Here is a 23712-nt window from a genome sequence, read left to right as displayed (position 1 = left end):
GTGCGGATCGGTCCCATCGCGCTCCCCAGCCCGGTGGTGCTGGCCCCGATGGCGGGCGTGACCAACGTCGCGTTCCGGACGCTGTGCCGGGAACTGGAACAGGCGAAGGTTGGCACCGTCAGCGGGCTGTACGTCTGCGAGATGGTGACGGCGCGCGCGCTCGTCGAGCGGCACCCGGCCACCATGCACATGACGACCTTCGCGCCCGACGAGTCGCCCCGCTCGTTGCAGCTCTACACGGTGGACCCGGCGACCACGTACGCGGCCGCCAAAATGATCGCGGACGAGGGACTGGCCGACCACATCGACATGAATTTCGGCTGTCCGGTGCCCAAGGTCACCAAGCGCGGCGGCGGCGCGGCGCTGCCCTACAAGCGCCGGCTGTTCGGGAAGATCGTCGCGGCGGCGGTGCGCGCCACGGAAGGCACCCGGATCCCGGTGACGGTCAAGTTCCGCGTCGGCATCGACGACGAGCATCGCACGCACCTCGACGCCGGCCGCATCGCCGAGGCCGAGGGCGCCGCCGCCGTCGCGCTGCACGCCCGCACCGCGGCGCAGCGCTACTCCGGCACCGCCGACTGGGAGCAGATCGCCCTGCTCAAGCAGCACGTGCGGACGATTCCGGTGCTGGGCAACGGCGACATCTACGACGCCAGCGACGCCCTGACCATGATGGCCACCACCGGGTGCGACGGCGTCGTGATCGGCCGCGGCTGCCTGGGCCGGCCCTGGCTGTTCGCCGAGCTCTCGGCCGCGTTCACCGATAGCCCGGCCCCCACCCCGCCCACGTTGGGCGAGGTCGCCGACATCGTCCGCCGACACGGGCGGCTGCTGGCCGCGCACTTCGGCGAGGACAAGGGCATGCGCGACATCCGCAAGCACATCGGCTGGTACCTGCACGGCTTTCCGGCCGGCTCGGAGCTGCGCCGGGCGCTGGCGATGGTCAAGACCCTCGACGAACTCGACTCGCTGCTAAGCCAATTGGACCCCACCGTGCCGTTCCCGGACGCGGCGAGCGGCCCGCGGGGCCGGCAGGGCTCACCGGCCCGGGTGGCGCTGCCCGAGGGCTGGCTGGCCGATCCCGACGATTGCACCGTCCCGGCCGGCGCCGACGTGATGCACTCCGGCGGCTGATCCACCGCTGGAAAATCGCGTCTCGACCGATTACTCAGTAGCATGTGGACCTTGCCGCATTGCGCGTTCCCGCGGACGGGTAACGCGCCGACGCCCGACCGCGACAAAGGAGTGCGGCCCACGGGTGGCACGACCCGCCGCGCTGACAACACCAAGCGCTGGCGGAATTGCACGGACACGCTGACATCTGCATCGGAGCTTCGGAGGCCGGTAGGACATGAGTGACGCCGAGGACGACGCCACTCCCGGCGCTCGGCGGGCAGCGCTGGGCGCCGCCCCATGGGAGCGGTTCTCGGAGCCCCCGTCCGACTACAGCCGCCATCTCTGGCAGGCCGAGACCGCGGTGGATGCCCTCCCCCCGGACCCCGCCGATGAGGACGTTGACGATTCCGGGTCCCACACCGGGGGCGGGCTCAGCGTCGCCGATCTGATCGCCAAACTCGGTGCGCCGCAGACGGGCCGGTCCACGCACCGCCGGGCCGAGCCCGAGGAAGAGCCCGCCGAGCCCGAACCGGGTGTGCCGGTAGAGCTGCAGCAGACGCAGGTGATCGAGGACCTCGCCTACTCGCTGGATGCGGTCTCCGAACTCCCCGACCTGTCCGACCATCGCAGCGACGACGAGCCCGCCTCGGATGTGGCGCCTGCCGCCGGCGAGGGGAAAGCGGGCCGACGCCACCGTCCGATGCTGCTGGCGGGGCGTTCGGTGGCCGCGCTGCTCGCCGTGCTCGCCGTGGCCATGACCGGCGGGGCGTGGCAATGGAGCACGTCGAAGAACGCGCGGCTCAACACCATCAGCGCCCTCGACCAGGGTTCGGATGACATTCGCGACCGCAACGGGCAATACGGTGACGAAGACTTCCTGATCGTCGGCATGGATTCGCGCGCCGGCGACAACGCCAACATGGGCGCCGGCGACACCGAGGACGCCGGCGGCGCGCGGTCGGACACGGTGATGCTGGTCAACATCCCGGCCAACCGCAAACGCGTGGTGGCGGTGTCGTTCCCCCGCGACCTGGCGATCACCCCGATGCAATGCGAGGCGTGGAACCCGGACACGGGCAAATACGGGCCCCTCTACGACGCGAAAACCAAGACCTGGGGCCCGAAGATGGTCTACACCGAGACCAAGCTGAACTCCGCATTCGCCTTCGGCGGGCCGAAATGTCTGGTGAAAGAAATCCAGAAACTGTCCGGGTTGAGCATCAACCGCTTCATCGCCGTCGACTTCTCCGGGTTCGCCAAGATGGTCGACGCCCTGGGCGGCGTCGAGGTGTGCTCGAAAACCGCGCTGCACGACTACGAGCTGGGCACCGTGCTCGAGCACGGCGGCCGCCAGGTCCTGGACGGCCCGACCGCCCTCAACTACGTGCGGGCCCGGCAGGTCACCACCGAAACCAACGGGGACTACGGCCGCATCAAACGCCAGCAGCTGTTCCTGTCGTCGCTGCTGCGTTCGCTGATCTCCGAGGACACGCTGCTGGACCTCAACAAGCTGAACAGCGTGGTCAACATGTTCATCAGCGACACCATCGTCGACAACGTGCAGTCGAAGGACCTGATCCAGCTCGGCCAGTCGTTGCAAGGCATGGCGGCCGGACACGTCACGTTCGTCACCGTGCCGACCGGCGTCACCGATCAGAACGGCGATGAGCCGCCGCGCATGGCGGACATGCGCGCGCTGTTCGACGCCATCATCAACGATGATCCGCTGCCCGAGGAAAACGACCAGAACGCAAAGAATCTCGGGACCTCCGACGAGAAATCGGGGCAGACGAAGGCGCCCGCCACCAAGAGGGCGCCGGCACCGACCGCGCCGCCCGAGCCGCGACAGGAACAGGTCACCACGACGACCCCGGGCGACGTCACCGTGCGGGTCTCCAACGCCACGACGCAGAGCGGGCTGGCGGCCACCGCGACCAGCCAGCTCAAGCGCAGCGGCTTCAACGTGATGACGCCGGACGACTACCCGAGCTCCGTCAACACCACGACCGTGTTGTTCTCGCCCGGCAACGAGCAGGCCGCGGCGACGGTTGCGTCCTCGTTCACCAACGCGAAGGTGCAGCGCGTTTCCGGCTACGGGCAGGTGGTGCAGGTGGTGCTCGGACCCGACTTCAAGTCGGTTGCCACTCCGCAACCGAGCGGCTCGTCGATCAGCCTGCAGATCGAACGCGGCTCCGGCAGCGCCCCGGCCAAACTCCCCGAGGACCTGACTGTCACCAACGCCGCCGACACCACCTGCGAATAAGCGCATTTGGCGGCGCTCCACCGCCCCTTTTCCGCGCCGAGAACGTAGGCTTGGCGACATGCGGACCGCCTACCACGAGCAGCTCGCGGAGTTATCCGAGCGACTGGGCGAGATGTGCGGGCTGGCGGGCATCGCGATGGAGCGGGCCACCCAAGCCCTGCTGCAGGCCGACCTGGTGCTGGCCGAACAGGTCATCAGCGACCACGAAAAGATCGCGGCGCTGAGCGCCCAAGCCGAGGAAAGCGCCTTCGTGCTGCTGGCCTTGCAGGCGCCGGTCGCCGGTGATCTGAGGTCGATCGTGAGCGCGATTCAGATGGTGGCCGACATCGACCGGATGGGTGCGCTGGCCCTGCACGTCGCGAAGATCGCTCGCCGCCGGCATCCGCAGCACGCGCTGCCCGAAGAGGTCAACGGGTACTTCGCCGAAATGGGCAGGGTGGCAGTCGAATTGGGCAACAGCGCGCAAGAGGTGGTGATGTCCCGCGATCCGGAGAAGGCCGCCCGGATCCGCGAAGAGGACGACGCCATGGACGATCTGCACCGCCATCTGTTCTCGGTGTTGATGGACCGCGAATGGAAGTACGGTGTGGCTGCCGCCGTCGACGTGACCCTGCTGGGCCGGTTCTACGAGCGCTTCGCCGACCACGCCGTCGAGGTGGCGCGGCGGGTCATCTTCCAGGCGACCGGCAGGCTGCCCGAAGAAGAAGCGAAACCCGCCTCGCAGTAAGCGAAAACGCGCCCGTCTCAGCCGAAGCGGCCGGAGATGTAATCCTCGGTGGCCTTCTGGCTGGGGTTGGAGAAGATCTTCTCGGTGTCGTCGACCTCGATCAACCGCCCCGGCTTGCCGACGGCTTCCAGGTTGAAGAACGCGGTGTAGTCACTGACTCGGGCCGCCTGCTGCATGTTGTGGGTGACGATGACGATGGTGTAGTCCTGCTTGAGCTCGCTGATCAATTCCTCGATGGCCATCGTCGAGATCGGATCCAGCGCGGAGCACGGCTCGTCCATCAGCAGCACGTCGGGCTGCACGGCGATCGCCCGCGCGATGCACAACCGCTGTTGCTGGCCTCCGGACAATCCGCCGCCCGGCCGGTCCAGCCGGTCCTTGACCTCATCCCACAGGTTCGCGCCGCGCAACGAGTATTCGGCGGTCTCGTCGAGCACCTTGCGGTTGCGCACCCCCTGCAGCTTCAGGCCGGCCACTACGTTGTCACGAATCGACATGGCGGGGAACGGATTCGGCCGCTGGAACACCATCCCGATTGCCCGGCGCACACCGACGGGGTCGACGCCGGCGCCGTAGATGTCCTCGTCGTCGAGGAGCACGTTGCCGTCCACCCGTCCGCCGGGGACCACCTCGTGCATCCGGTTGAGCGTGCGCAGCACCGTCGTCTTGCCGCAACCCGACGGGCCGATGAATGCCGTGACGCTGCGCGGCAGGATGGACAGCGTCACATCCGCGACCGCGTGGAACGCACCGTAGTAGATGTTGACGGCCTTGAGGTCCAACCGTTTGGCCACTCTTACTGCTCCTGCCTATGCCTTCTTCGTGCCACGGAATCCACTCCGACCCGGGCCCCGCTGTTGATGGTGGCGAACACCAGGATGAGGGTTGGGGCCGCACCCCACAACCGCTCCGCGGGGAGCGGGTTCACACCGGCGTTGGCGCCGGTCCCGGATGTACATCATGCCCGGTAACGCCCCCTCGCGCCGCAAGGCCTGGTCCACGCCGTCATTGCAGGGCGTTGATCGTGGCAACCAGTCGCTCTTTGACCTTGTCGGGCAGCGGCACATAACCGGCCGATGGCAGATCGGCCTGGCCGCTGCCGGCGGCCACCGTGAGGAACGACTTGATGGCCCCGGTGGTGTCGGGGTCGGAGCCCTTCGAGCACACAATCTCGTACGTCGCCATGAGCAACGGGTAGACGCCCGGCTCCTGAGAGGCGTACATCGGATTGAGATCGAGCACCAGGTCGTTGCCGTCGGCCACGAAATTGGCCGCGCGGACGGCATTACCGGCCGTCTCGGTGGTGAGCGGGATGACGGCACCCTTGTTGGTGCCGATCTGGGCATAGGGCATGCCGGCCTGGTCGGCGAAGCCCTTCTCGACGTACCCGATGGCGCCCGGCATGCCCCGCACGGCCTGAACGACACCGGCAGACTTCGTGGCCCCCTCGCCCACGCCGCCCTGAAACTCGTTGCCGACGCCCTTGGTCCAGCTCTGCGGCGCGGCGGCCGTCAGATATTTCTGCAGGTTGTCCGTGGTTCCCGACGAATCCATCCGGTAGATCGGGGTGATCTTGGTGTTGGGCAGCGGGACGCCGGGGTTGAGAGCCACCAGGATCGGGTCGTTCCAGGCGGTGATCCGCCCACTGAAGATCTTGGCCAGCGCGTCACTGCTGACCACCAGCGGCGGGATCCCGGCGAGGTTGTAGACCAACGCGATCGGTCCAAACACCAGCGGAAGGTCCCACGCCGGGTTCCCGTCGCAGCGGGCGGCGGCCGGGCCGATCTGGCCGGCGGCCAGCGGGGAGTCGGCGCCCGCCAAGTCCACATGGCCGGCGATGAACTGCTCGCGCCCGGCCCCGGAACCGGTGGGGTTGTATGACACGCTCTTGCCCGGGCAGTACTGGCCCCAGACCTGGTTGAACAGCGCCATCGCGTTCTGCTGTGCCGTCGAGCCCTCCGCCGTCAGGTTGTTCTTGCCGCTACAGCCGGCCGTGCCGGTCGGCCCGGAGGCCGCCGCGGGCGACGCGGCGTGGCGGTTCTGGTCACCCCCACAGCCGGTCAATGCGCCACCACCGATCGCCGCCACCGCGGCGAGCGCGGTCAGCGCTTTGCCTCCCCTGTCGAGCCTCACCGAACCCGCTTCCTGACGCACCCGCCGACCCAACCCCCCAACAGGTTGCCAGGTCGCGACGAAATATGCTTCGCCGCCGGTCTCACTACCAAAAGCAGGTGAACAACCGGGGTGCGGGACCGCGCTCGGTCAGTCGGCGGCGACCGCGTAGGCGGTGTCCACGCTGTAGGTGCTGAAGCCCAGGCGCTGATAGGTGCGCACCGCGGCGACGTTGTCCGACTCCACGTACAGCAGGACGGTCGGCTCGGCCGCGTCGGCCAGCCGGTCCGCCAACGACGCGATACCGACGGCCGTCAGCATCTGCCCCAGGCCCCGGCCCTGCGCCGAGGGATCGACGCCGACGACGTAGACCTCCCCCAGGCCGCCTTCATCGGTGTGCACCTTGGTCCAGTGGAAGCCCAGCAATTTGCCCGCCTCGTCGCCGCCGATGTCGTCGAACGCGAGGAACAACCCGGCCGGGTCGAACCACGGCTCGTTGCGCCGCTCGGCCAGCTGGACTTCGGTCCAGCCGCCCTGCTCGGGGTGGTCGGCGAAGGCGGCGTTGTTGACGCGCAACAGTTCGGCGTCATCGCCGCTGCCGGCGTACGTGCGGACCCGCACGCCGGGCACGGGGCGAATCAGGTCGTGCGTGTCCCGCAGCGTGCGCCGCATCTGCAGCAGTTCGCGCACCGGCACCAGCCCGAGCGCGGAGGCGGTGGCCCGCGCCGGTTCGAGGGTGCCGTGCGCCCAGAACCGGTTGCGCCCGGCGGTCTTGGCCAACGCCGACCGCGCCAGTGCCGTCCCGAAGCCACGCCGGCGCAGCCGCGGCTGCACCACGAGTTCGGCCATGGCGGCATCGGGCGAAAGATTGAGGTAGCCGACGATCTCGTCGGTCTCGGTGATGAGCAGATGCCCGCTGCGGTCGTGCGCGAGCTCGCGCAGCACCTGTTCGCCGACCGGCGCCACCCCATCGAATCCCGTTGCGGCCGTGACGAGTTCGCGCACTTGCCGCTGCTCGTCCGCGGTCAGCGTCGAGCGCCAGACGGGTGCGGTCACTGACTGCGCAACGGGTCGCCCAGCGGCTCTGGCAGTTCTTCCGGTTCGGACTCGACGTCGTCGACGCCTTCATCCTCAGCGGGGCCCGCGATCGGCGCGCGACCGCGGGCGGGCCGGACGGCCTTGTACCCGACGTTGCGGACGGTGCCGATCAACGCCTCGTATTCGGGGCCGAGTTTGGCGCGGAGTCGGCGCACGTGCACGTCGACGGTGCGGGTGCCGCCGAAGAAGTCGTATCCCCACACCTCATGCAGCAGCTGCGCGCGGGTGAACACCCGCCCCGCATGCTGGGCCAGGTACTTGAGCAGCTCGAACTCTTTGTAGGTCAGGTCGAGCGGGCGCCCCCGCAGCCTCGCGGTGTAGGTGCCCTCGTCGATCACCAGCTCACCCAGGCTCACCTTGCCGGCGCTCTCGTGGTCGGCCAGACCGCCGCGGCGCCCGATCACCAGCCGCAACCGGGCGTCGATCTCGGCGGGGCCCGTGCTCGGCAGCAAGATCTCGTCCAGGCCCCAGTCCGCGCTGACCGCGACCAGGCCACCCTCGCTGACGACCGCCAGGACGGGCACGGATCGGCCCGCCGTGCTCAGCAGCCGGCAAAGCCCTCGCGCGGATGACAGGTCGGTGCGCGCGTCCACGAGCACGGCGTCCGCCGTCCCGGCCTCGAGCAACGAGGACGGTTCCGCCGGCGCCGTACGGACGGTGTGGGGCAGCAGCGACAACGACGGCAGGACCGGGTCGGGATGCAGCTCCGAGGTCAGCAGTAATAGCTCCAACTAGCCCCTCCAACTCGGGGGAACGGCATCTTCCACAATTCGGAACGCAACGACGCGTTAGTTGCCAGGTCACCTAACGATAACTTGCCACCTGCCATTTCTGCGTGGCGACGACCGCAGTGTGAGCCCCGCCACCCGGGCGGCCCGTCATCGTCCCGGGAACAGGGTTACGCCACAATATGCGGGTGCGCAAGGTCCTGATCGGGCTGGCGGCGGTGGCGATCGCCGTGGCCGTGGTCGTCCTCGGCGCCTTCGGCGTCGACTACGGGAGCAGCATCTACGCCGAATACCGGCTGTCGTGCAGCGTGCGCAAAGCGGCCGGCCTGAGGTCCGACCCGTTCGTGGCCATCGTGGCGTTCCCCTTCATCCCGCAGGCGATGCGCCACCACTACAACCAGCTGGAGATCAAGGCCAACGCCGTCGACCACGCCACGGTCGGTAAGGCCACCCTCGAGGCCACGATGTACTCGGTCGACCTGACCCACACCTCCTGGCTGATCGGGCCCGAAGCGAGGCTGCCCGTCGGCAAACTCGAGAGCCGCATCATCATCGACTCGACACACCTGGGCCGGTACATGGGCATCAGCGACCTGATGGTCGAAGCGCCGCCAAAGGAAACCAACACCGCAACCGGCGGGGTCACCGCGTCGGGCATCTCCGACAGCCACGGCCTGGTGTTCAGCGGCACGCCGCACTCGGTCGGCTTCGAGCACCGGGTGAGCGTCTCGGTGGACCTCTCCATCGCCCCCGACGATCCGACGACGCTGGTGATCACGCCGACCGGCGTCCTGACCGGGGCCGATACAGCGGACCAAGCCGTTCCGGACGAGAAGCGGGATGCGGTGCTACGGGCCTTCAGCACCCGGGTGCCCAACCAGCGGCTTCCGTTCGGGGTGGCGCCGAAGACCGAGGGGGCGCGTGGCTCCGACGTCATCATCGAGGGCATCAGCTCCGGGGTGACCGTCAATCTGGACGGCTTCAAGCAGTCGTGACCCCGTACCTGCGTCTGCGGCCGCCGCCGCGGATTTGATCGCCGTCGGTCATTCGGTAAGCTTGCCGACGTGCAAGCCCGCATTGAGCCCATGCTCACCCAACGCCGCGCAGTCGATCTGTGCCGCACCGCGGGCTGTTGCTGTCGCTGTAGCTGCTGAGTCGCCGCGCGCTTTCGCGTAAGCACTCAGGGCAGCCCCGGAACGTCACCGAGGCCCCTCTCCCGTCGTTCGTTCCCATAAGCAACAGGCGTATCCAGGAGTAGTACCGTGCCGAGCAACACCGCCACCCAGCAAGACGTCGTCGACGTGCGCGGCCCAAGGTTCGCCGCCTGGGTCACCACCGTGGTCTTGGTGATCACCCTCGCCGTATCCGCCGTCAGCCCGCTGGCGGCGGCGGTCATTCTGGGGGTGCAGGCCGTCATCTTCGCCGTCGGGGCCGTCGGTGGCCCCCGCAAGCACCCGTACGGGCGCGTCTTCGCGGGCTTCGTCGCGCCCCGCATCGGGCCCGTCCGGGAGCGCGAACCGGTCGCCCCGCTGAAGTTCGCGCAGCTCGTCGGCCTGCTCTTCGCCGTCACGGGCGTCGCCGCTTTCGCCGCGGGGGCTTTCCTGGTCGGCGTGATCGCCACCGCCGCCGCGCTCATCGCGGCATTCCTCAATGCCGCCTTCGGCATCTGCCTCGGCTGCCAGCTCTACCCCCTGGTCGCGCGTTTGCGAGGCGCCGCGCGCACCGCCTGAACTGTTCATTTCAAAGCGATCGAAAGGATCCCCCGCATGGCACGCTCCGACGTCCTGGTCTCCGCGGACTGGGCCGAGAGCAATCTCGACGCCGCCGGTGTCGTCTTCGTCGAGGTCGACGAGGACACCAGCGCATACGACACCGGCCACATCCCCGGCGCGATCAGGCTGGACTGGCGCTCCGATCTGCAGGACCCGGTCAAGCGTGACTTCGTCGACGCGCAGCAATTCTCGAAGCTGCTCAGCGAACGCGGCGTCGCCAACGACGACACCGTGATCCTCTACGGCGGCAACAACAACTGGTTCGCCGCCTACGCCTACTGGTATTTCAAGCTGTACGGCCACGTCGACGTCAAGCTGCTCGACGGCGGACGCAAGAAGTGGGAACTCGACGGACGCGCGCTGTCCCGCGACGCCGTGAGCAGGCCGGCCACCTCGTACACCGCCGCGGCCCCGGACAACAGCATCCGGGCGTTCCGCGACGAAGTGATCGCGGCGATCAACGAAAAGAACCTGGTCGACGTGCGTTCGCCGGACGAGTTCTCGGGCAAGATCCTGGCGCCGGCGCACCTCCCGCAGGAGCAGAGCCAGCGGCCCGGCCACATTCCCGGGGCGATCAACGTGCCGTGGAGCAAGGCCGCCAACGAGGACGGCACCTTCAAGTCCGACGAGGAGTTGGCCAAGCTCTACGCCGACGCCGGGCTGGACGGAACCAAGGAAACGATCGCGTATTGCCGGATCGGCGAGCGGTCGTCGCACACCTGGTTCGTGCTCCGGGAATTACTCGGCCACAAAAACGTCAAGAACTACGACGGAAGTTGGACGGAATACGGCTCCCTGGTGGGTGCCCCGATCGAGTTGGGAAGCTGATATGTGCTCTGCCCCGAAACAAGGAGTGACGCTGCCCGCCAGCGTCGACTTGGAAAAGGAAACCGTGATCACCGGCCGCGTCGTGGACAGCGACGGCCAGGCGGTGGGCGGCGCGTTCGTCCGCTTGCTCGACTCGTCGGACGAGTTCACGGCCGAGGTCGTCGCGTCCGCCACGGGTGACTTCCGGTTCTTCGCCGCGCCGGGATCCTGGACGCTGCGCGCGCTGTCGGCGGCCGGCAACGGCAACGCCGTGGTCAGCCCGTCGGGTGCCGGCATCCACGAGGTCGACGTCAAGATCGCCTGAGACCCCGGCTACCCTGACCGGGATCTCCCGGGGCGAATAGACTTGTCCCCGTGGTGCTTTTCTTCGAGATCATGCTGGTCGTGGCGGTCGTGGTGATCTCATGGTTCGCGCTGTACGTGCTGTACCGGCTGATCACCGACGAATCGTGACCACCCCCGGCGACGAGCCACTGAGTTCCGCGGGTTCCGGCGATCGTGCTGTGGCCGCCGCCGCTGAGCGCGCCAAGCTGACCGCCGGCCGCAACATCCCCGCCTTCGACGATCTGCCCGTTCCCGCCGACACCGCCAACCTGCGCGAAGGCGCCAATCTGAACGACGCCTTGCTAGCCCTGCTGCCGCTGGTCGGTGTGTGGCGCGGGGAGGGCGAGGGCCGCGGACACGACGGGGACTACCGGTTCGGTCAGCAGATCGTGGTCTCGCACGACGGCGGCGACTACCTCAACTGGGAAGCCCGCTCCTGGCGGCTCAGCGAAACGGGCGACTACCAGGAACACGGCTTGCGCGAGACGGGCTTCTGGCGCTTTGTCAGCGACCCCGACGACCCCAGCGAATCTCAGGCGATCGAGTTGCTGTTGGCGCATTCGGCCGGCTACGTCGAGCTGTTCTACGGGCGGCCGCGCACCCAGTCGTCGTGGGAACTGGTGACCGATGCGCTGGCCCGCAGCCGATCGGGCGTGCTCGTCGGCGGTGCCAAGCGGCTCTACGGCATCGTCGAGGGCGGCGACCTGGCCTACGTCGAGGAGCGGGTGGACGCCGACGGCGGCCTGGTACCCCATCTTTCGGCGCGGCTCTCCCGGTACGCCGGATAGCCGACCAGCCGTTGCCCGCCGGGGCAACCGGGCGCCGCGCACCGGCCCGAAATCGTTGCCTTCGGTCGATCTTTTGCGTGTACTGTTCGACGTCCGGGCAGCCCCGCGAAGGGAGATCGGCGGATGCGTCCCAGGAGGGCACCCTCGCCCATTTTGCGCTGGGGCGTCACCGCGGTCGGCCTGCTGCTCATCGGCTATCTCGCTGTGCTGGACCTGCAGCCCTCCCTGATCGACAGGCTGCCGCCGGGCCTCTCGTGGTTCGGGCGGCCCGGGTCGATGCCCACCCTCGCGATCGTCGTGACCGTGCTGATCTGGGCGTCGGTTCTGACCGTCCGCTCGGGCAGCAGCCATCGGGTGGTGGGCGTGTCGTTCACCCTGATCGCCGCCCTCGTCCCGCTGACGGCGCTGCTGGGCCTCACCTCGTACTGGGGGTGTCACGATGCGAACCATCCGGCCCTGTTCACTCCGCTGATGGCCACGGCCAGCCTGGTCAAGGGCGGCACCGGCGACTTCTCGGTGAGCGGGCGGACCTGCCCGAACCCCACGCCGGTCGGCCTGGAGCTGGCCCGTATCGCCGCCCTGTCGGCGATCTTCACCGGGTTGGGCGGCGTCGTGGTCGGCGTCTTCCGGTCCCAGGTGGACCGGCTGCGGGCCAACCTGGCCGACTCCGTCACGGCCATCGTCGGGGTCGACGCCGACAGCCAATCGATGATCAGCGCCGTCGCGCGGACACTGGACCGGCGCAGCACGCTGGTCGTCATCACGGGCGCCAGCGACGACCGGGTGCAGCGGGCCCGCAGGCAGGGCGCCCGGGTGGTCCTGGTCGACTTCAACAACCCGTCCACCCTGGTCTCGCTGCGGTTGTGGCGCCACCTGTCCCGGCTTTACCTGATGGCGCCCGACCCGGCGATCAACCTGTTGTGGCTGGACCTGATCAGCCGCCGGCTCGACGAGGTCGCTCGCAAGCGGCGGTTGCCGCTCATCGTGCGGATGGACGACCCGTGGCTGGCCCAGGCCTGGCGCGCCCAGCAGTTCGGCGGATCGGACACCCGGTGGGCGGCCGACGTGGTCGGCAAGTACGAGGTGACCGCGGACAGGCTGCTCGACAGCATCATCGCGACGGGCCGAACCAAGCGCGTATTCGTCTGTGGCACTTCACAATTGACCCTGGCCCTGTGCGCCGACCTGACGCAGCGCGCCCTGGAACGCGAGTTCTACACGCCTTCCGGCGCGGTCCCGTTGCCCGCCCTCACGCTGGTCGAAAGGGATGCCGCGGAATACCTGGCCGATCACGAGTTCTACCGGCGGCAGGCGGGATTCGCCTCGGAGGGGCCGGCGATCGATGCGACGGCGGAGGCGCCGACGGTTCCGACCATGCTGAAGCTGATCGGCGACGCCGACCCGGCGGCCAGCGCGGTGATCTTCGTGGACTCCCATGCGGCGACCACCGCGGCGAGGCTGGCGGCCCGCTTCCCCGACATGCCCATCTACGCCTCCGACCTCAACACCAGCATCAGTGACGACTCGATCCAGGTTGTCGGGCGGTTGCAGTCCTACTCGCTGGTGCTGGACACCCAAGAGGGCCAGGTGCAGGACGCCTGGGAGCGCGCGGCCAGGCTGATCCACGAGCGATATGTCTCGACGATCGACCCGGACGCGCCGCGGTCCCCGGCCGCGATGCCGTGGTCCGAACTCAACGAGTTCTACCGCGGGTCCAACCGGCGGCAGGTGCGCAACGCGCTGTGGATGGTGGAGCAGATCGCCGGGCACACCTGGAACACGTGGGGCAGCCCGCCGGCGCAGCTGTCGGGCAACGAAATGGTGGGGCTGCCGCCGTTGGAGCAGCTCGCGCTGATGGGCTTCGACCAGGACGCGGCGTTGAGCATGGCCAGGGCGGAGCACGAGGACTGGTGCCGCTACTACCGCCGCAACGGGTGGAAATACGGTTCGCCGCGCGACGATTCGCGCAAGATTCACGACAAGCTGGTCGACTGGTCGGCGGTCGAGAGCGACCCTGGCCTGCTCAACGCCGCGGTGCGCAGCCTGGCGGGCACGCTGTGGAGCCTGCGCCAGCTGGGCTTCCGGTCGCGCCCGCTCTGGCAGTCGTTCACGCGGGTGGGGACGGTGACCGCCGAACAGCGCAGCGCCCCATGGACGTGGACGTCGGATTCGGGGCAGACCATGAGCGCCGACGCCGGCGACTGGGCGATCCAGGAAGACGGCAAGGTGTGGTCGGTCCGCGACGACATCTTCCGGGACACCTACGAGCCCGCCGGCGACGGCCGCTGGCAGCGCAAAGGGCGGGTCCAAGCCCGCCCCGCCCATGCGGGCGAGACCGTGAACACCCTGGAGGGGCCCACGACCGCGGCGGAAGGTGACTGGGTGGTGCGCGGAACCACGGGTGAACAGTGGCCGGTTCCCGGTGCCGAATTCGCGCGTCGCTACGCCGAATTTCACCCGCCCGAGGAAGCTTCCGCGGTCGACGGGGGCCGTGAATGACTTTTAGCCGTCGCCGCCCCGAATAGCAGTAGATTTGCGCCGTCCGAGGGGGCCCGACACTGATACGGTATCGGCGCATGCCCAATAGCCGCGTGCGCCGATTCCGCCCGTTCGTTTGCTACGCCTCCCCGTAGGAGACCGCGATGCCGCTGTTCATCAGCTATTCGAGCCAGGACAGGGCGACCGTCGACGCCCTGACTTCCGCGCTTCGGCGCGCACAGCAACAGGTTTGGTTCGACCAGGAGCTCGGCGGTGGCGATTCGTGGTGGAACAAGCTCCTCGAGCAGATCCGCTCGTGTGACGTGTTCATCGTCGCGCTGTCCAACAACTGGCTGCAGTCCAAGCCGAGTCAGGCCGAATTGCGTTATGCGCGGGCGCTGAACCGGCCGATCCTTCCCGTACGGATCGGCGACATCGACAGCATGCGCGTGAATCCCCTTGCCACGCTGCAGATCATCGATTACCGCGAACCGACGGTCGACGCCGGCATCCAGCTGGTGACGGCCGTGCACGCCCTGCAGGGCAAGCCGGTGCCGTTGCCGGACCCGCTGCCCGAAGAGCCGCCGGTGCCGTTCGGCTACATCACCCGGCTGGGCAACACCCTCGCCGAAAAGGAGCTCAGCCCGCAGCAGCAGACCCAACTCCTCATCGAACTGCGCCAGGGATTCGACGAGGACGGCGACGACCCCAGCGCGCGGGGCGACATCGCCCAGCTGCTGCGCATGCTGCGCCTGCGCCACGACGTCACCTACCGCACCCGGACCGAAATCGACAATGTGCTGGCCGAGATCGAGGCCAAGGGCGGTTCGTCGGCGGGCAAACCGGCCGGTGACGCGGAGGGGGAAGCACCCACCGCCGTCGCACCCCGGCCCGACGCGACCCCCGAGCCCGGCGGCCCGACGGCCAAGGCCGCGCCCACCGCGGTCGGTGGTGCCGCGGCGGGCGGATCCAACAAGCGGCTGCTCATCATCGGGGGCGTTGCCGTCGCGGTGATCGCGGCAATCGCGGTCGTCGTCGTCCTCACCATGCAGGGCGGCAAGACCAAGCCCGCCAGCAGGGCGGGCAACGGCCCGAATCAGGTTCAGACGGGCTCGAACCCAGCCCCGAATGTCGGGAACGTTCCGACTCCCGGGGACGGCTCCAAGCTCGACTCGTATCTCCTCGGCCCCGCCGATGTCGGCGCCGTGGTGGGCGACCCGAACCTGGTGGTCTCCGAGAAAGCCGCGCAACTGCGCAACTTGAGGGCAACGGTGTCCAACCCCGACTGCAAGGGCCCGTTCGAACCCATCGAGGAAGCGGCCTACAAGGGCGCGGACGGTTACACCGCGGTGAGCGGGCAGGCCGTGCACACCGCCGGCGAAAACCCGCCGCACCGGCTCTACGAAGCGGTCGTGGAGTTCGCGTCGCCGGAGAAGGCCGCCGCGTTCGTGCAGCTGTCGGCGGACAAGTGGAGGGCGTGCGCCGGGCAATCGGTCACGGTGAGCTTCAACGGCAAGAGCAGCGGGTGGACGTTCGGCGACGTCACCGGGGCGCCGCCGAAGATTTTCCAGCAGCGGACCCAAGCGGACGGAACCCGGATCTGCCACCACGCGCTGCACGCGGCGTCCAGTGTGGTCGTCGACCTGCTGCTGTGCGGGCCCGACGCCGAAACGGGCCAGGCGGGCAAACTCGCCGGGCAGATCGCGGCGAAGGTGAACCAGTAACGGCCGCAGACATGGCGCGGCCCCCGAGCAAGGTTCCAGGTTGGACAGACCGGAAGCTCGGGGGCCGGGTGACTGCGTGGAATTCGCTAGCGCGCGTAAATCGCCAGCTATTCGAGAGCCACTGCTGCTAGCGCGCAGCCACCTCACATGTCCATGAAGCTATCAATTTCCCGGACCACCTCCCTTCTTGTGTACGGCCGACCGTACCCGCGATTCCGCGAGCCGACAACACAATTCAGCGCTCAGCGATCGCTGACGATCGCCGAGTCGACCAGCGCGGCGAATTCGGCGGCCAACGGCGAGCGGGGCAGCGGACGGCCGTCGAGGGTGTGCACCCGGGCGGCCAGCGTCATACTTGAGACCAGCCAGATCCCTTGCGCGGCAACCAGATCGGCGGGCCGCAACGCGCGATAGTCGCAGTCGTAGCCCTTGGCCCTGGCCACCTCGAACAGCGCCTGCTGCGTGGTGCCCCGCAGAATCGGATACCACGGCGGCGGCGTCAGCAGGCACGGGTTGCCGTCGGAGCCGTCGGTCGCGATCACCACCGTCGAGCGCGGGCCTTCCAGGATGTAGCCGTCCGAGCTGACGAAGATCACGTCTCCCGCTCCTTGCCGGGCCGCGTGCCGCAGGGCGGCCATGTTGACCGCGTAGGACAGCGTCTTGGCGCCGGCCAGCAGCCACGGCATCGCGTCTGTGCCCACCGCGGGTAGCCCGCGTGCCAACGTCACCGCGGCGAGCCCCTCGCGCCGAACCGCCGTCACGCGTTCGGGTACGGCGTTGACCATCACATAGGCGGTGGGGGTCGATCCGCCCTCCCGGCCGCGGCTGTAGATCAGCCGCATCGCGCCTTCGTCGTCGGTGCCCGCGACCCATTGCCGGGTGGCCATCTCGATCGCGCCGCGCCAGGCGGGCAAGTCCGGCTCCGCCAGGTCGGTCAGCCGTGCCGAGTGGGTCAGCCGCTGCAAGTGGGACTCGATAAGGCAGGGTCGGCCGTCGCGGACCAGCAGCGTCTCGAAGACGCCGTCGCCGCGCACCGCCGCCAGGTCGTCGGCGTGCAGCAGCGGGGCATCCGACGGGTGGATCTCGCCGTCCAGCGTGACGATCACACCCTTCTGGCCTGCCATGGGGGTAAAGCCTAGCCGCGAGCGTGCGGCTGGCCGCACCCTCGGCGGCGGCTGTGCGGCTGGCCGCACGTTGGGCGACGAAGCGCCCGAGGGTCCGTAGAGTTGACGTGTGTCTTCTGCAGTGCCCTCGCCCGAGGCCGGCCCCGACGCGGGGGCCGTCTGGCATTACGGCGATCCCCTCGGTGAGCAGCGCGCGGCCGAAACCGACGCGGTAGTGATCGACCGATCACACCGCGCGGTGCTCACGCTGACCGGTGGCGATCGGCGGAAGTGGTTGCACAACATCTCCACCCAGCACGTCAGCGATCTCCCCGACGGGGCCAGCACGCAAAACCTCAGCCTCGACGGCCAGGGCCGCGTCGAAGACCATTGGATCCAAACGGAACTCGGCGGCACGACCTACCTCGACACCGAGCCGTGGCGCGGCGAACCGCTGCTGGACTACCTGCGCAAGATGGTCTTCTGGTCCGATGCCGCGCCCGCGGCCGCCGACCTGGCGGTGCTCTCGCTGTTGGGGCCGCGGCTGGCCGACGGGGCGGTGCTCGACGCGCTCGGCCTGGACGACCTGCCCGCCGAGCTGACCGCGGCCCCGCTCGCCGGCGGTGGCTTCGTGCGGCGGATGCCCGGCGCCCCCGCCGACCAGATCGAACTGGATCTGCTGGTCCCGCGCGCCGACTCCGCCGCCTGGCAGGACCGATTGGTGCAGGCCGGGCTGCGGCGCGCCGGGGTCTGGGCGTACGAGGCGCACCGGGTGGCGGCGCTGCGCCCGCGACTGGGCGTCGACACCGACGAGCGCACGATTCCGCACGAGGTCGGCTGGATCGGTGCCGCCGTCCACCTGGACAAGGGGTGCTATCGCGGGCAGGAGACCGTGGCGCGGGTCCACAACCTCGGCAGACCGCCCCGGATGCTGGTGTTGTTGCACCTGGACGGCTCGGTGGAGCGGCCCGCGACGGGCGACCCCGTCCTCGCCGGCGGGCGCGCCGTCGGGCGACTCGGCACGGTGGTGGATCACGTGGATTTCGGGCCGGTGGCCCTGGCGCTGCTCAAGCGTGGGGTGCCGGGCGACACCGAACTGGCGACCGGCCCGCAGGCGTCGGTCGCTGCGGTGATCGACGCCGATTCGCTGCCGCCGGCGGAACAGATCGGCGCGGGCAGACTGGCCGTTGAACGGTTGCGGGGCGGTGCGAGATAATCCTCGATGACGTCCGCCACAGCGGCGGGGGGCACCGACGCCCAACCGCAAGGCACGGTAAACTGTCAACAGGACAATAACGACACCAAGAGATCGGAGCCGCCTGATTCGGGCCGCTCCGTTATTGCGCGAGGGGGTTCCCCCATGGGCCGCGGCCGGGCTAAGGCAAAGCAGACCAAGGTTGCTCGTGAACTCAAATACAGTTCCCCGCAAACCGACTTCACGCGGCTTCAGCGCGAGTTGTCAGGAACGGGCGACGACTCCACCGAACTCGAGGACGACGGCGCCGGCGACTCTTGGGAAGACAGCGACGACTGGCGTCGCTGAACCCCGGCGCTAGCTTCGCTCCAGCTTTCTAAAATCTGGGGTGCTGCCCCACGAGCTTTGCCCGCGGGCCCGCTTTGCCGCCTTTGCCGACGGTCCCCAGCACCCAGCAGTCCAAATGCCGGGCCGTCAGGATGGCCAGGGCACGGTCGGTGTCCTCGGGCGCGACGATGGCGACCATACCCACGCCCATGTTGAAGGTCTTCTCCATCTCCTCGCGCGTCACCCGGCCGCGCTGGGCGATCATCGGGAACACCGGGGCGGGCGTCCAGGTCCCGCGGTCGATTTCGGCGACCAGGCCGTGCGGGATGACCCGTTGCAGGTTGCCCGCCAGGCCGCCGCCGGTGACATGGCAGAACGTGCGGACATGGGTTTCGGCGGTCAACGCCAGGCAGTCCTTGGCGTAGATCCGGGTGGGTTCGAGCAGCTCCTCACCGAGCGTGCGGCCGAACTCCTCGACATAGCCGGCGAGGTTCATCCGGTCGATTTCGAGCAGCACCGTGCGGGCCAACGAGTAGCCGTTGGAGTGCAGGCCCGAGGATCCCATCGCGATGATGGTGTCGCCGGGCTTGACGCGGTCGGGGCCCAGCACGTCGTCGGCCTCGACGACGCCGACGCCGGTGGCCGAGATGTCGTAGTGGTCCGGTTCCATCAGCCCCGGGTGTTCGGCGGTTTCGCCGCCGAGCAACGCGCAGCCGGCCCGCACGCACCCCTCGGCGATGCCCGCGACGATCGCGCTGAGGCGCTCGGGCACCGTCCGGCCCACCGCGATGTAGTCCTGCAGGAACAGCGGCTCCGCACCGCAGACCACGAGGTCGTCGACGACCATCGCCACCAGGTCCAGGCCGACGGTGTCGTGCTTGTCCATCGCTTGGGCGACAGCAAGTTTGGTCCCCACACCGTCGGTGGACGCCGCGAGCAGCGGTTCGCGGTAGTCGTTGCGCAAGGCGAACAGCCCTGCGAACCCGCCGAGGCCGCCCCGCACCTCGGGCCTGGTGGCCTTCGTCGCCAGCGGCTTGAACATTTCAACGGCGCGGTCGCCGGCCTCAATGTCCACCCCGGCCGACGCGTAGGTGATGCCGTGGCTGCCCGGGTTTCGTCCGGGGCTTTTTCCGGGATCCGTCATCGCGATAAAGGCTACCGGGCGCCGCCGACCGCCGTTATCAAACGTCTTGGAAGGGGCGGATCCGGCGTCCGTCAGTGGACGATCGGCACTTCGTCGGGCGCCAAATCGTCCAGCCCGGCTCCCCGCGCGGCGTTGGCGAGCATGTGCTCGATGACGTTCTTGCCCAAGGCCGTCTCCTCGGGCAGTTCGATCGGATACTTGCCGTCGAAGCACGCGGTGCAGAGTCGCGAGGCCGGTTGCTCGGACGCCGCGACCAGCCCGCGCAGCGAGATGTAGCCGAGGGTGTCCGCCCCGATGGCGTGCCGCACCGCTTCGAGCATTTCCTCTTTGTCTTGCACGGCATTGGCGATCAACTCCGCCGGCGACGGGAAGTCGATGCCGTAGAAGCAGGGCCACTTCACGGGCGGCGACGCGATGCGCACGTGGACTTCGAGGGCGCCGGCCTCGCGCAGCATGCGCAGCAGCGCGCGCTGGGTGTTGCCGCGCACGATCGAGTCGTCGACGACGATCAGCCGCTTGCCGCGGATGACCTCGCGAAGTGGGTTGAGCTTCAGCCGGATACCGAGCTGGCGGATGGTCTGGGACGGCTGGATGAAGGTTCGCCCGACGTACGCGTTCTTCATCAGGCCTTGCCCGTACGGAATGCCGGATTCCTGCGCGTACCCGACCGCGGCGGGCGTGCCCGACTCGGGCACCCCGATCACCAAGTCGGCTTCGACGGGGCATTCACGGGCCAGCCGGCGGCCGATCTCCACCCGGGTCGCGTGCACGGACCGTCCGGCGATCGTGCTGTCCGGGCGGGCCAGGTAGACGTACTCGAAGACGCAGCCCTTGGGCGTGGGGTTGGCGAAACGCGTGGAGCGCACCCCGTCCGCGTCGATCGCCAGCAGCTCGCCCGGCTCGATATCGCGCACGAACGATGCGCCGACGATGTCGAGCGCGGCCGTTTCGGAGGCCACCACCCAGCCGCGGTCCAGGCGTCCGAGCGAAAGTGGCCGCACCCCATGCGGATCGCGGCACGCATACAGCGTGTTCTCGTCCATGAACGTCAGGCAGAACGCGCCGCGCACGGTCGGCAGCAGGTCCAGCGCCGCCTGCTCCAGGGTGGAATCCGCGGCGCCATGGGCCAGCAGCGCGCCCAAGATGTCGGAGTCCGTCGTCGCGGGGGCGGGGCAGCGACGGGCGATCAGCCCCGCGTCGCGGGCGCGGGCGGCGAGCTCGGCGGTGTTGACCAGATTTCCGTTGTGGCCCAGCGCGACGCCGGTGCCGGCGGCGGTGTTTCGGAACACCGGCTGCGCGTTCTCCCACGTGGTGTCGCCCGTGGTGGAGTAGCGGCAATGCCCGATGGCAACGTGTCCCTGCATGGCCGCGAGCGTCTGCTCGTCGAACACCTGGCTGACCAAGCCCAAGTCTTTGAAGACGAGAACCTGGGATCCGTCGGCGACGGCGATACCCGCGGCTTCCTGCCCGCGATGCTGCAGCGCGTACAAGCCGTAATAGGTGAGCTTTGCGACATCCTCGCCTGGGGCCCAGACCCCGAATACACCACACTCTTCACGGGGCGAGTTCAGGTCCTGCTCGGGTTCCTGGACGGTCACGATTGGGCGGCTCCCCGGGGAACGGTTGGTGACGTAACGGAGTCTACGGGTCCGACACCCGCGACCGCGAATTTGCAGCGCGTGTTGAGCGCCAAAAATTCCCTCGCCCGACCCTAAACCTGCAGTTCAGGGTTATCTTCAGCCGACATCGAACAGCGGCAGGCAGTGTTCGATCTCACCCGCTCGAGACCCGGAAAGGCGCAGCGCGCCGGCGGCCTTCGCCGCCGAAAACGACAGCTTTCCGGCCACCAGCAGCAGCCAGGTGCGCGCATCGGTCTCCACCACGTTGGGCGGGGTGCCGCGGGTATGCCGGGGCCCGGCGATGCACTGCACCGCGGCGAACGGCGGGATCCGCACCTCGACGCTGGCGCCGGGCGCCACGGCGGCCAGGGTGCGGGCGGTGAGCCGGACGGCGGCGGCGAGGCTCTCGCGGTCGGGGGCGGGCCGGGATTCGTCGCGCAGCCAGTCCGCGACGGCCAACACGGCCTGCCGGGTCTTTGCCGGATCGGCCTTTTGACGAGCGGCCATACCCTAGGGTCTCAAACTCATGGAGCGTCGTCGCTTGCGGCGCGGGCCACCGTACAAGTCCGTCGGCCTCGTGACGCTCGTAATCATGGGCGTGGTCGGGTCGCTCCTGTACCTGCAGTTCCGGGGGGACCTCACGCGGACCACGAGGCTGACGATGGTGGCCGCCCGGGCGGGCCTGGTGATGGATCCCGGCTCCAAGGTCACCTACAACGGGGTCCAGATCGGCCGGGTGGCCGGCATTTCCGAGATCACCCGCGACGGCAAGCCGGCCGCCAAGGTGGCGCTGGACATCACCCCCCGATACGTCGAGATGATCCCGGCCAATGTCGCGGCCACCATCAAGGCGACCACGGTGTTCGGCAACAAATACGTCGCGCTGAGTTCGCCTCCGCACCCAGCGGCGCGGTCGATCACGCCGTCGACCGTGATCGAGGCGACCTCGGTGACCACGGAATTCAACACCGTGTTCCAGACGCTCCTGTCGATCGCGGAAAAGGTGGATCCGGTCAAGGTGAACCTCACGCTCGCCGGCGCCGCACAAGCCCTGACCGGACTGGGCGAAAAGTTCGGCGCCTCTTTGATCAACGGCAACACGATCCTCGACGACGTGAATCCCCGGATGCCCGAGATCCGCGCCGACCTCGCGCGGCTGGCCGCCCTCGGCGACACCTACGCCGACGCCTCGCCGGACCTGTGGGAGGCGCTCGACCACGCGGTGACCACTGCGCGCACGCTCGACCGCCAGCAATCCGATCTGGACGCGGCGCTGCTGGCGGCGGCCGGGCTGGGCGGTGCGGGCGCCGACGTCTTCGAACGCGGCGGACCGTACCTGACGCGCGGGGCCGCGGATCTGGTTGGCTCCAGCCAGCTGCTCGACGAGTACAGTCCCGAAATCTTTTGCACCATCCGCAATTTCAACGACGTCGCGCCCAAGATCCACAACGCCCTTGGCGACAACGGTTATTCGCTGGGCGCCCACGCGGCCGGCGCGATCACCGGCGCGCCCAGTCCGTATATCTGGCCGGAGAATCTGCCGCGGACCAATGCGAGGGGCGGCCCCGGCGGGCGGCCGGGCTGTTGGCAGACGATCACCCGGCAGTTGTGGCCGGCGCCCTTCCTGGTGATGGACACCGGCGCGAGCATGGCTCCCTACAACCACTTCGAACTGGGCTCACCGCTTTTCACCGAGCACGTGTGGGGCCGCCAGTTGGGCGACTACACCATCAACCCGTGACGCCCGACGCTCAGCGCCGCGATCGCGCCGGCCTCGTTGATGGCCAAGTGCACCAACATCGGCGCGGCGAGGCTGCCGGAACGGTCCGCCAGCCAACCGAACAGCCAGCCCGCGATGCCCGTCACCAGCACGGTGCCCACCACCGGGTCGCCCGCTGCGCGCGCGTCGGCGATGTGGGAGAGCCCAAAGCTGGCCGCCTGCAACAACCTTCCGCGGGTCCGGCCGAACGCCCCGGAGGCAACGGCGGTGAGCGCCGCACGGAACGCCGCCTCCTCGGCCCAAACCGTGCCGACGGGAATCCGCAGCAGCAGCCAGCCGGGCACCGACCCGGCCGGATCCCGGCCGGCCATGGACGCCCGCACCGAGGGCACGGCCGTCGTCGCGGCGACCGCGCTCGCCACGGCCGCACCGGCCGCGGATCCCAAACGCAGCCCGGCCCATAGCCGCGGCGGCTCCAGGCCCAGCGGCGCGCGCGTCGCCAGCACCAGCAGGCCGGCCGCACCGGCCTGCAGGGTGACCCGCCATGGGGTGGGCAGTCGCGGGCCGATGAAGCTCCAGCCGACCAGGGCGGCGGCCAGGGAGAACGCGCGGGCCCGACGGAAACGGCTCTCGCCCATCAGGATTC

The 23712-nt window shown here is 69.1% G+C and carries 23 protein-coding genes and 1 pseudogene; 14 read left to right on the top strand and 10 right to left on the bottom strand.

What is annotated here, in order from left to right; all coding sequences use genetic code 11:
• The 3 genes from dusB to phoU all read left to right on the top strand — a co-directional run bounded on the left by dusB (position 1) and on the right by phoU (position 4106).
• A complete protein-coding gene (gene dusB, locus A5730_RS18995; RefSeq protein WP_067903724.1) occupies positions 1–1134 on the top strand; it encodes a tRNA dihydrouridine synthase DusB in 1134 nt (377 codons plus the stop codon).
• 217 nt (positions 1135–1351) lie between these two features.
• Positions 1352–3379, top strand: a complete 2028-nt coding sequence (locus A5730_RS18990; RefSeq protein ID WP_067903721.1) for an LCP family protein — start codon at positions 1352–1354, stop codon at positions 3377–3379.
• Positions 3380–3437: 58 nt separating this feature from the next.
• Positions 3438–4106 (top strand): phosphate signaling complex protein PhoU, encoded by a 669-nt coding sequence (gene phoU, locus A5730_RS18985; RefSeq protein WP_055403498.1) that lies wholly within the window; start codon positions 3438–3440, stop codon positions 4104–4106.
• 17 nt (positions 4107–4123) lie between these two features.
• Here the strand turns inward: phoU and pstB are convergent, their stop codons facing one another.
• The 5 genes and pseudogenes from pstB to A5730_RS18965 form a co-directional block, all read right to left on the bottom strand.
• Positions 4124–4900: a phosphate ABC transporter ATP-binding protein PstB gene (gene pstB / locus A5730_RS18980; RefSeq protein WP_055403499.1), complete on the bottom strand. Its 777-nt coding sequence runs from the start codon at positions 4898–4900 to the stop codon at positions 4124–4126.
• A 2-nt stretch (positions 4901–4902) separates the two neighbouring features.
• Positions 4903–5083, bottom strand: a pseudogene (locus A5730_RS25245) (hypothetical protein); the annotation flags it as partial.
• A 28-nt stretch (positions 5084–5111) separates the two neighbouring features.
• Positions 5112–6239, bottom strand: coding sequence for a phosphate ABC transporter substrate-binding protein PstS (pstS, locus tag A5730_RS18975; protein ID WP_067904448.1), 1128 nt, complete (start codon positions 6237–6239; stop codon positions 5112–5114).
• 129 nt (positions 6240–6368) lie between these two features.
• Positions 6369–7274, bottom strand: a complete 906-nt coding sequence (mshD, locus tag A5730_RS18970) for a mycothiol synthase (RefSeq protein WP_067903718.1) — start codon at positions 7272–7274, stop codon at positions 6369–6371.
• Positions 7271–8047 (bottom strand): response regulator transcription factor, encoded by a 777-nt coding sequence (locus tag A5730_RS18965; RefSeq protein WP_067903715.1) that lies wholly within the window; start codon positions 8045–8047, stop codon positions 7271–7273. Before A5730_RS18965 ends, mshD begins: the two co-directional genes overlap by 4 nt.
• 179 nt (positions 8048–8226) lie before the next feature.
• Between A5730_RS18965 and lmeA the strand changes: the two genes are divergently transcribed.
• The 8 genes from lmeA (at position 8227) to A5730_RS18930 (ending at position 15958) form a co-directional block, all read left to right on the top strand.
• On the top strand, positions 8227–9039 hold the full coding sequence (lmeA, locus tag A5730_RS18960) for a mannan chain length control protein LmeA (RefSeq protein ID WP_067903713.1): 813 nt from the start codon (positions 8227–8229) through the stop codon (positions 9037–9039).
• Positions 9040–9108: 69 nt separating this feature from the next.
• Entirely contained in the window at positions 9109–9198 is a 90-nt protein-coding gene (locus A5730_RS25445; RefSeq protein ID WP_369808509.1) for an Ms5788A family Cys-rich leader peptide, read from the top strand.
• A gap of 108 nt (positions 9199–9306) precedes the next feature.
• Entirely contained in the window at positions 9307–9774 is a 468-nt protein-coding gene (locus A5730_RS18955) for a DUF4395 domain-containing protein (protein WP_067903710.1), read from the top strand.
• A 36-nt stretch (positions 9775–9810) separates the two neighbouring features.
• Positions 9811–10644, top strand: coding sequence for a sulfurtransferase (locus A5730_RS18950; RefSeq protein ID WP_067818765.1), 834 nt, complete (start codon positions 9811–9813; stop codon positions 10642–10644).
• A 1-nt stretch (position 10645) separates the two neighbouring features.
• Positions 10646–10948: a DUF1416 domain-containing protein gene (locus A5730_RS18945; protein ID WP_055403506.1), complete on the top strand. Its 303-nt coding sequence runs from the start codon at positions 10646–10648 to the stop codon at positions 10946–10948.
• 145 nt (positions 10949–11093) lie between these two features.
• Entirely contained in the window at positions 11094–11756 is a 663-nt protein-coding gene (locus A5730_RS18940; protein ID WP_067903707.1) for an FABP family protein, read from the top strand.
• A gap of 123 nt (positions 11757–11879) precedes the next feature.
• Positions 11880–14255 (top strand): hypothetical protein, encoded by a 2376-nt coding sequence (locus A5730_RS18935; protein ID WP_067903704.1) that lies wholly within the window; start codon positions 11880–11882, stop codon positions 14253–14255.
• A gap of 143 nt (positions 14256–14398) precedes the next feature.
• Positions 14399–15958 (top strand): sensor domain-containing protein, encoded by a 1560-nt coding sequence (locus A5730_RS18930; protein WP_067903701.1) that lies wholly within the window; start codon positions 14399–14401, stop codon positions 15956–15958.
• Between the two features lie 242 nt (positions 15959–16200).
• On the opposite strand, the gene A5730_RS18925 is transcribed toward A5730_RS18930, so the two are convergent.
• Positions 16201–17064 (bottom strand): aminodeoxychorismate lyase, encoded by an 864-nt coding sequence (locus A5730_RS18925; protein ID WP_156745870.1) that lies wholly within the window; start codon positions 17062–17064, stop codon positions 16201–16203.
• A gap of 127 nt (positions 17065–17191) precedes the next feature.
• Here A5730_RS18925 and A5730_RS18920 point away from each other — a divergent pair, with 127 nt between their 5' ends.
• Both A5730_RS18920 and A5730_RS18915 read left to right on the top strand, forming a co-directional pair.
• Positions 17192–18277: a folate-binding protein YgfZ gene (locus A5730_RS18920; protein WP_067903696.1), complete on the top strand. Its 1086-nt coding sequence runs from the start codon at positions 17192–17194 to the stop codon at positions 18275–18277.
• 144 nt (positions 18278–18421) lie between these two features.
• Positions 18422–18604 carry a DUF3073 domain-containing protein gene (locus A5730_RS18915; RefSeq protein ID WP_067903693.1) on the top strand — a complete coding sequence of 61 codons (183 nt, stop codon included), beginning with the start codon at positions 18422–18424 and terminating at the stop codon, positions 18602–18604.
• A gap of 28 nt (positions 18605–18632) precedes the next feature.
• Here A5730_RS18915 and purM read toward each other — a convergent pair whose 3' ends face one another.
• The 3 genes from purM to A5730_RS18900 form a co-directional block, all read right to left on the bottom strand.
• Positions 18633–19727: a phosphoribosylformylglycinamidine cyclo-ligase gene (gene purM, locus A5730_RS18910; RefSeq protein WP_067903690.1), complete on the bottom strand. Its 1095-nt coding sequence runs from the start codon at positions 19725–19727 to the stop codon at positions 18633–18635.
• A gap of 71 nt (positions 19728–19798) precedes the next feature.
• The gene (purF, locus tag A5730_RS18905) at positions 19799–21325 is read right to left on the bottom strand and encodes an amidophosphoribosyltransferase (protein WP_067903687.1); all 1527 of its coding nucleotides are present in this window, start codon (positions 21323–21325) and stop codon (positions 19799–19801) included.
• Positions 21326–21463: 138 nt separating this feature from the next.
• Complete coding sequence (locus tag A5730_RS18900; RefSeq protein ID WP_067903684.1) at positions 21464–21853, bottom strand: sterol carrier family protein; 390 nt, start codon at positions 21851–21853, stop codon at positions 21464–21466.
• A gap of 19 nt (positions 21854–21872) precedes the next feature.
• On the opposite strand from A5730_RS18900, the gene A5730_RS18895 reads away from it, so the two are divergent.
• Positions 21873–23087 (top strand): MCE family protein, encoded by a 1215-nt coding sequence (locus A5730_RS18895; protein WP_067903681.1) that lies wholly within the window; start codon positions 21873–21875, stop codon positions 23085–23087.
• On the opposite strand, the gene A5730_RS18890 is transcribed toward A5730_RS18895, so the two are convergent.
• A complete protein-coding gene (locus A5730_RS18890) occupies positions 23069–23704 on the bottom strand; it encodes a CPBP family intramembrane glutamic endopeptidase (RefSeq protein ID WP_067903678.1) in 636 nt (211 codons plus the stop codon). The two genes, A5730_RS18895 and A5730_RS18890, sit on opposite strands and share 19 nt — an antisense overlap.
• Between the last annotated feature and the right edge of the window lie 8 nt (positions 23705–23712).

The sequence above is a fragment of the Mycobacterium sp. ACS4054 genome, from assembly GCF_001667275.1.
In the GTDB taxonomy this organism is placed as follows: domain Bacteria; phylum Actinomycetota; class Actinomycetes; order Mycobacteriales; family Mycobacteriaceae; genus Mycobacterium.
This window is presented reverse-complemented; position numbering and strand designations above follow the sequence as displayed.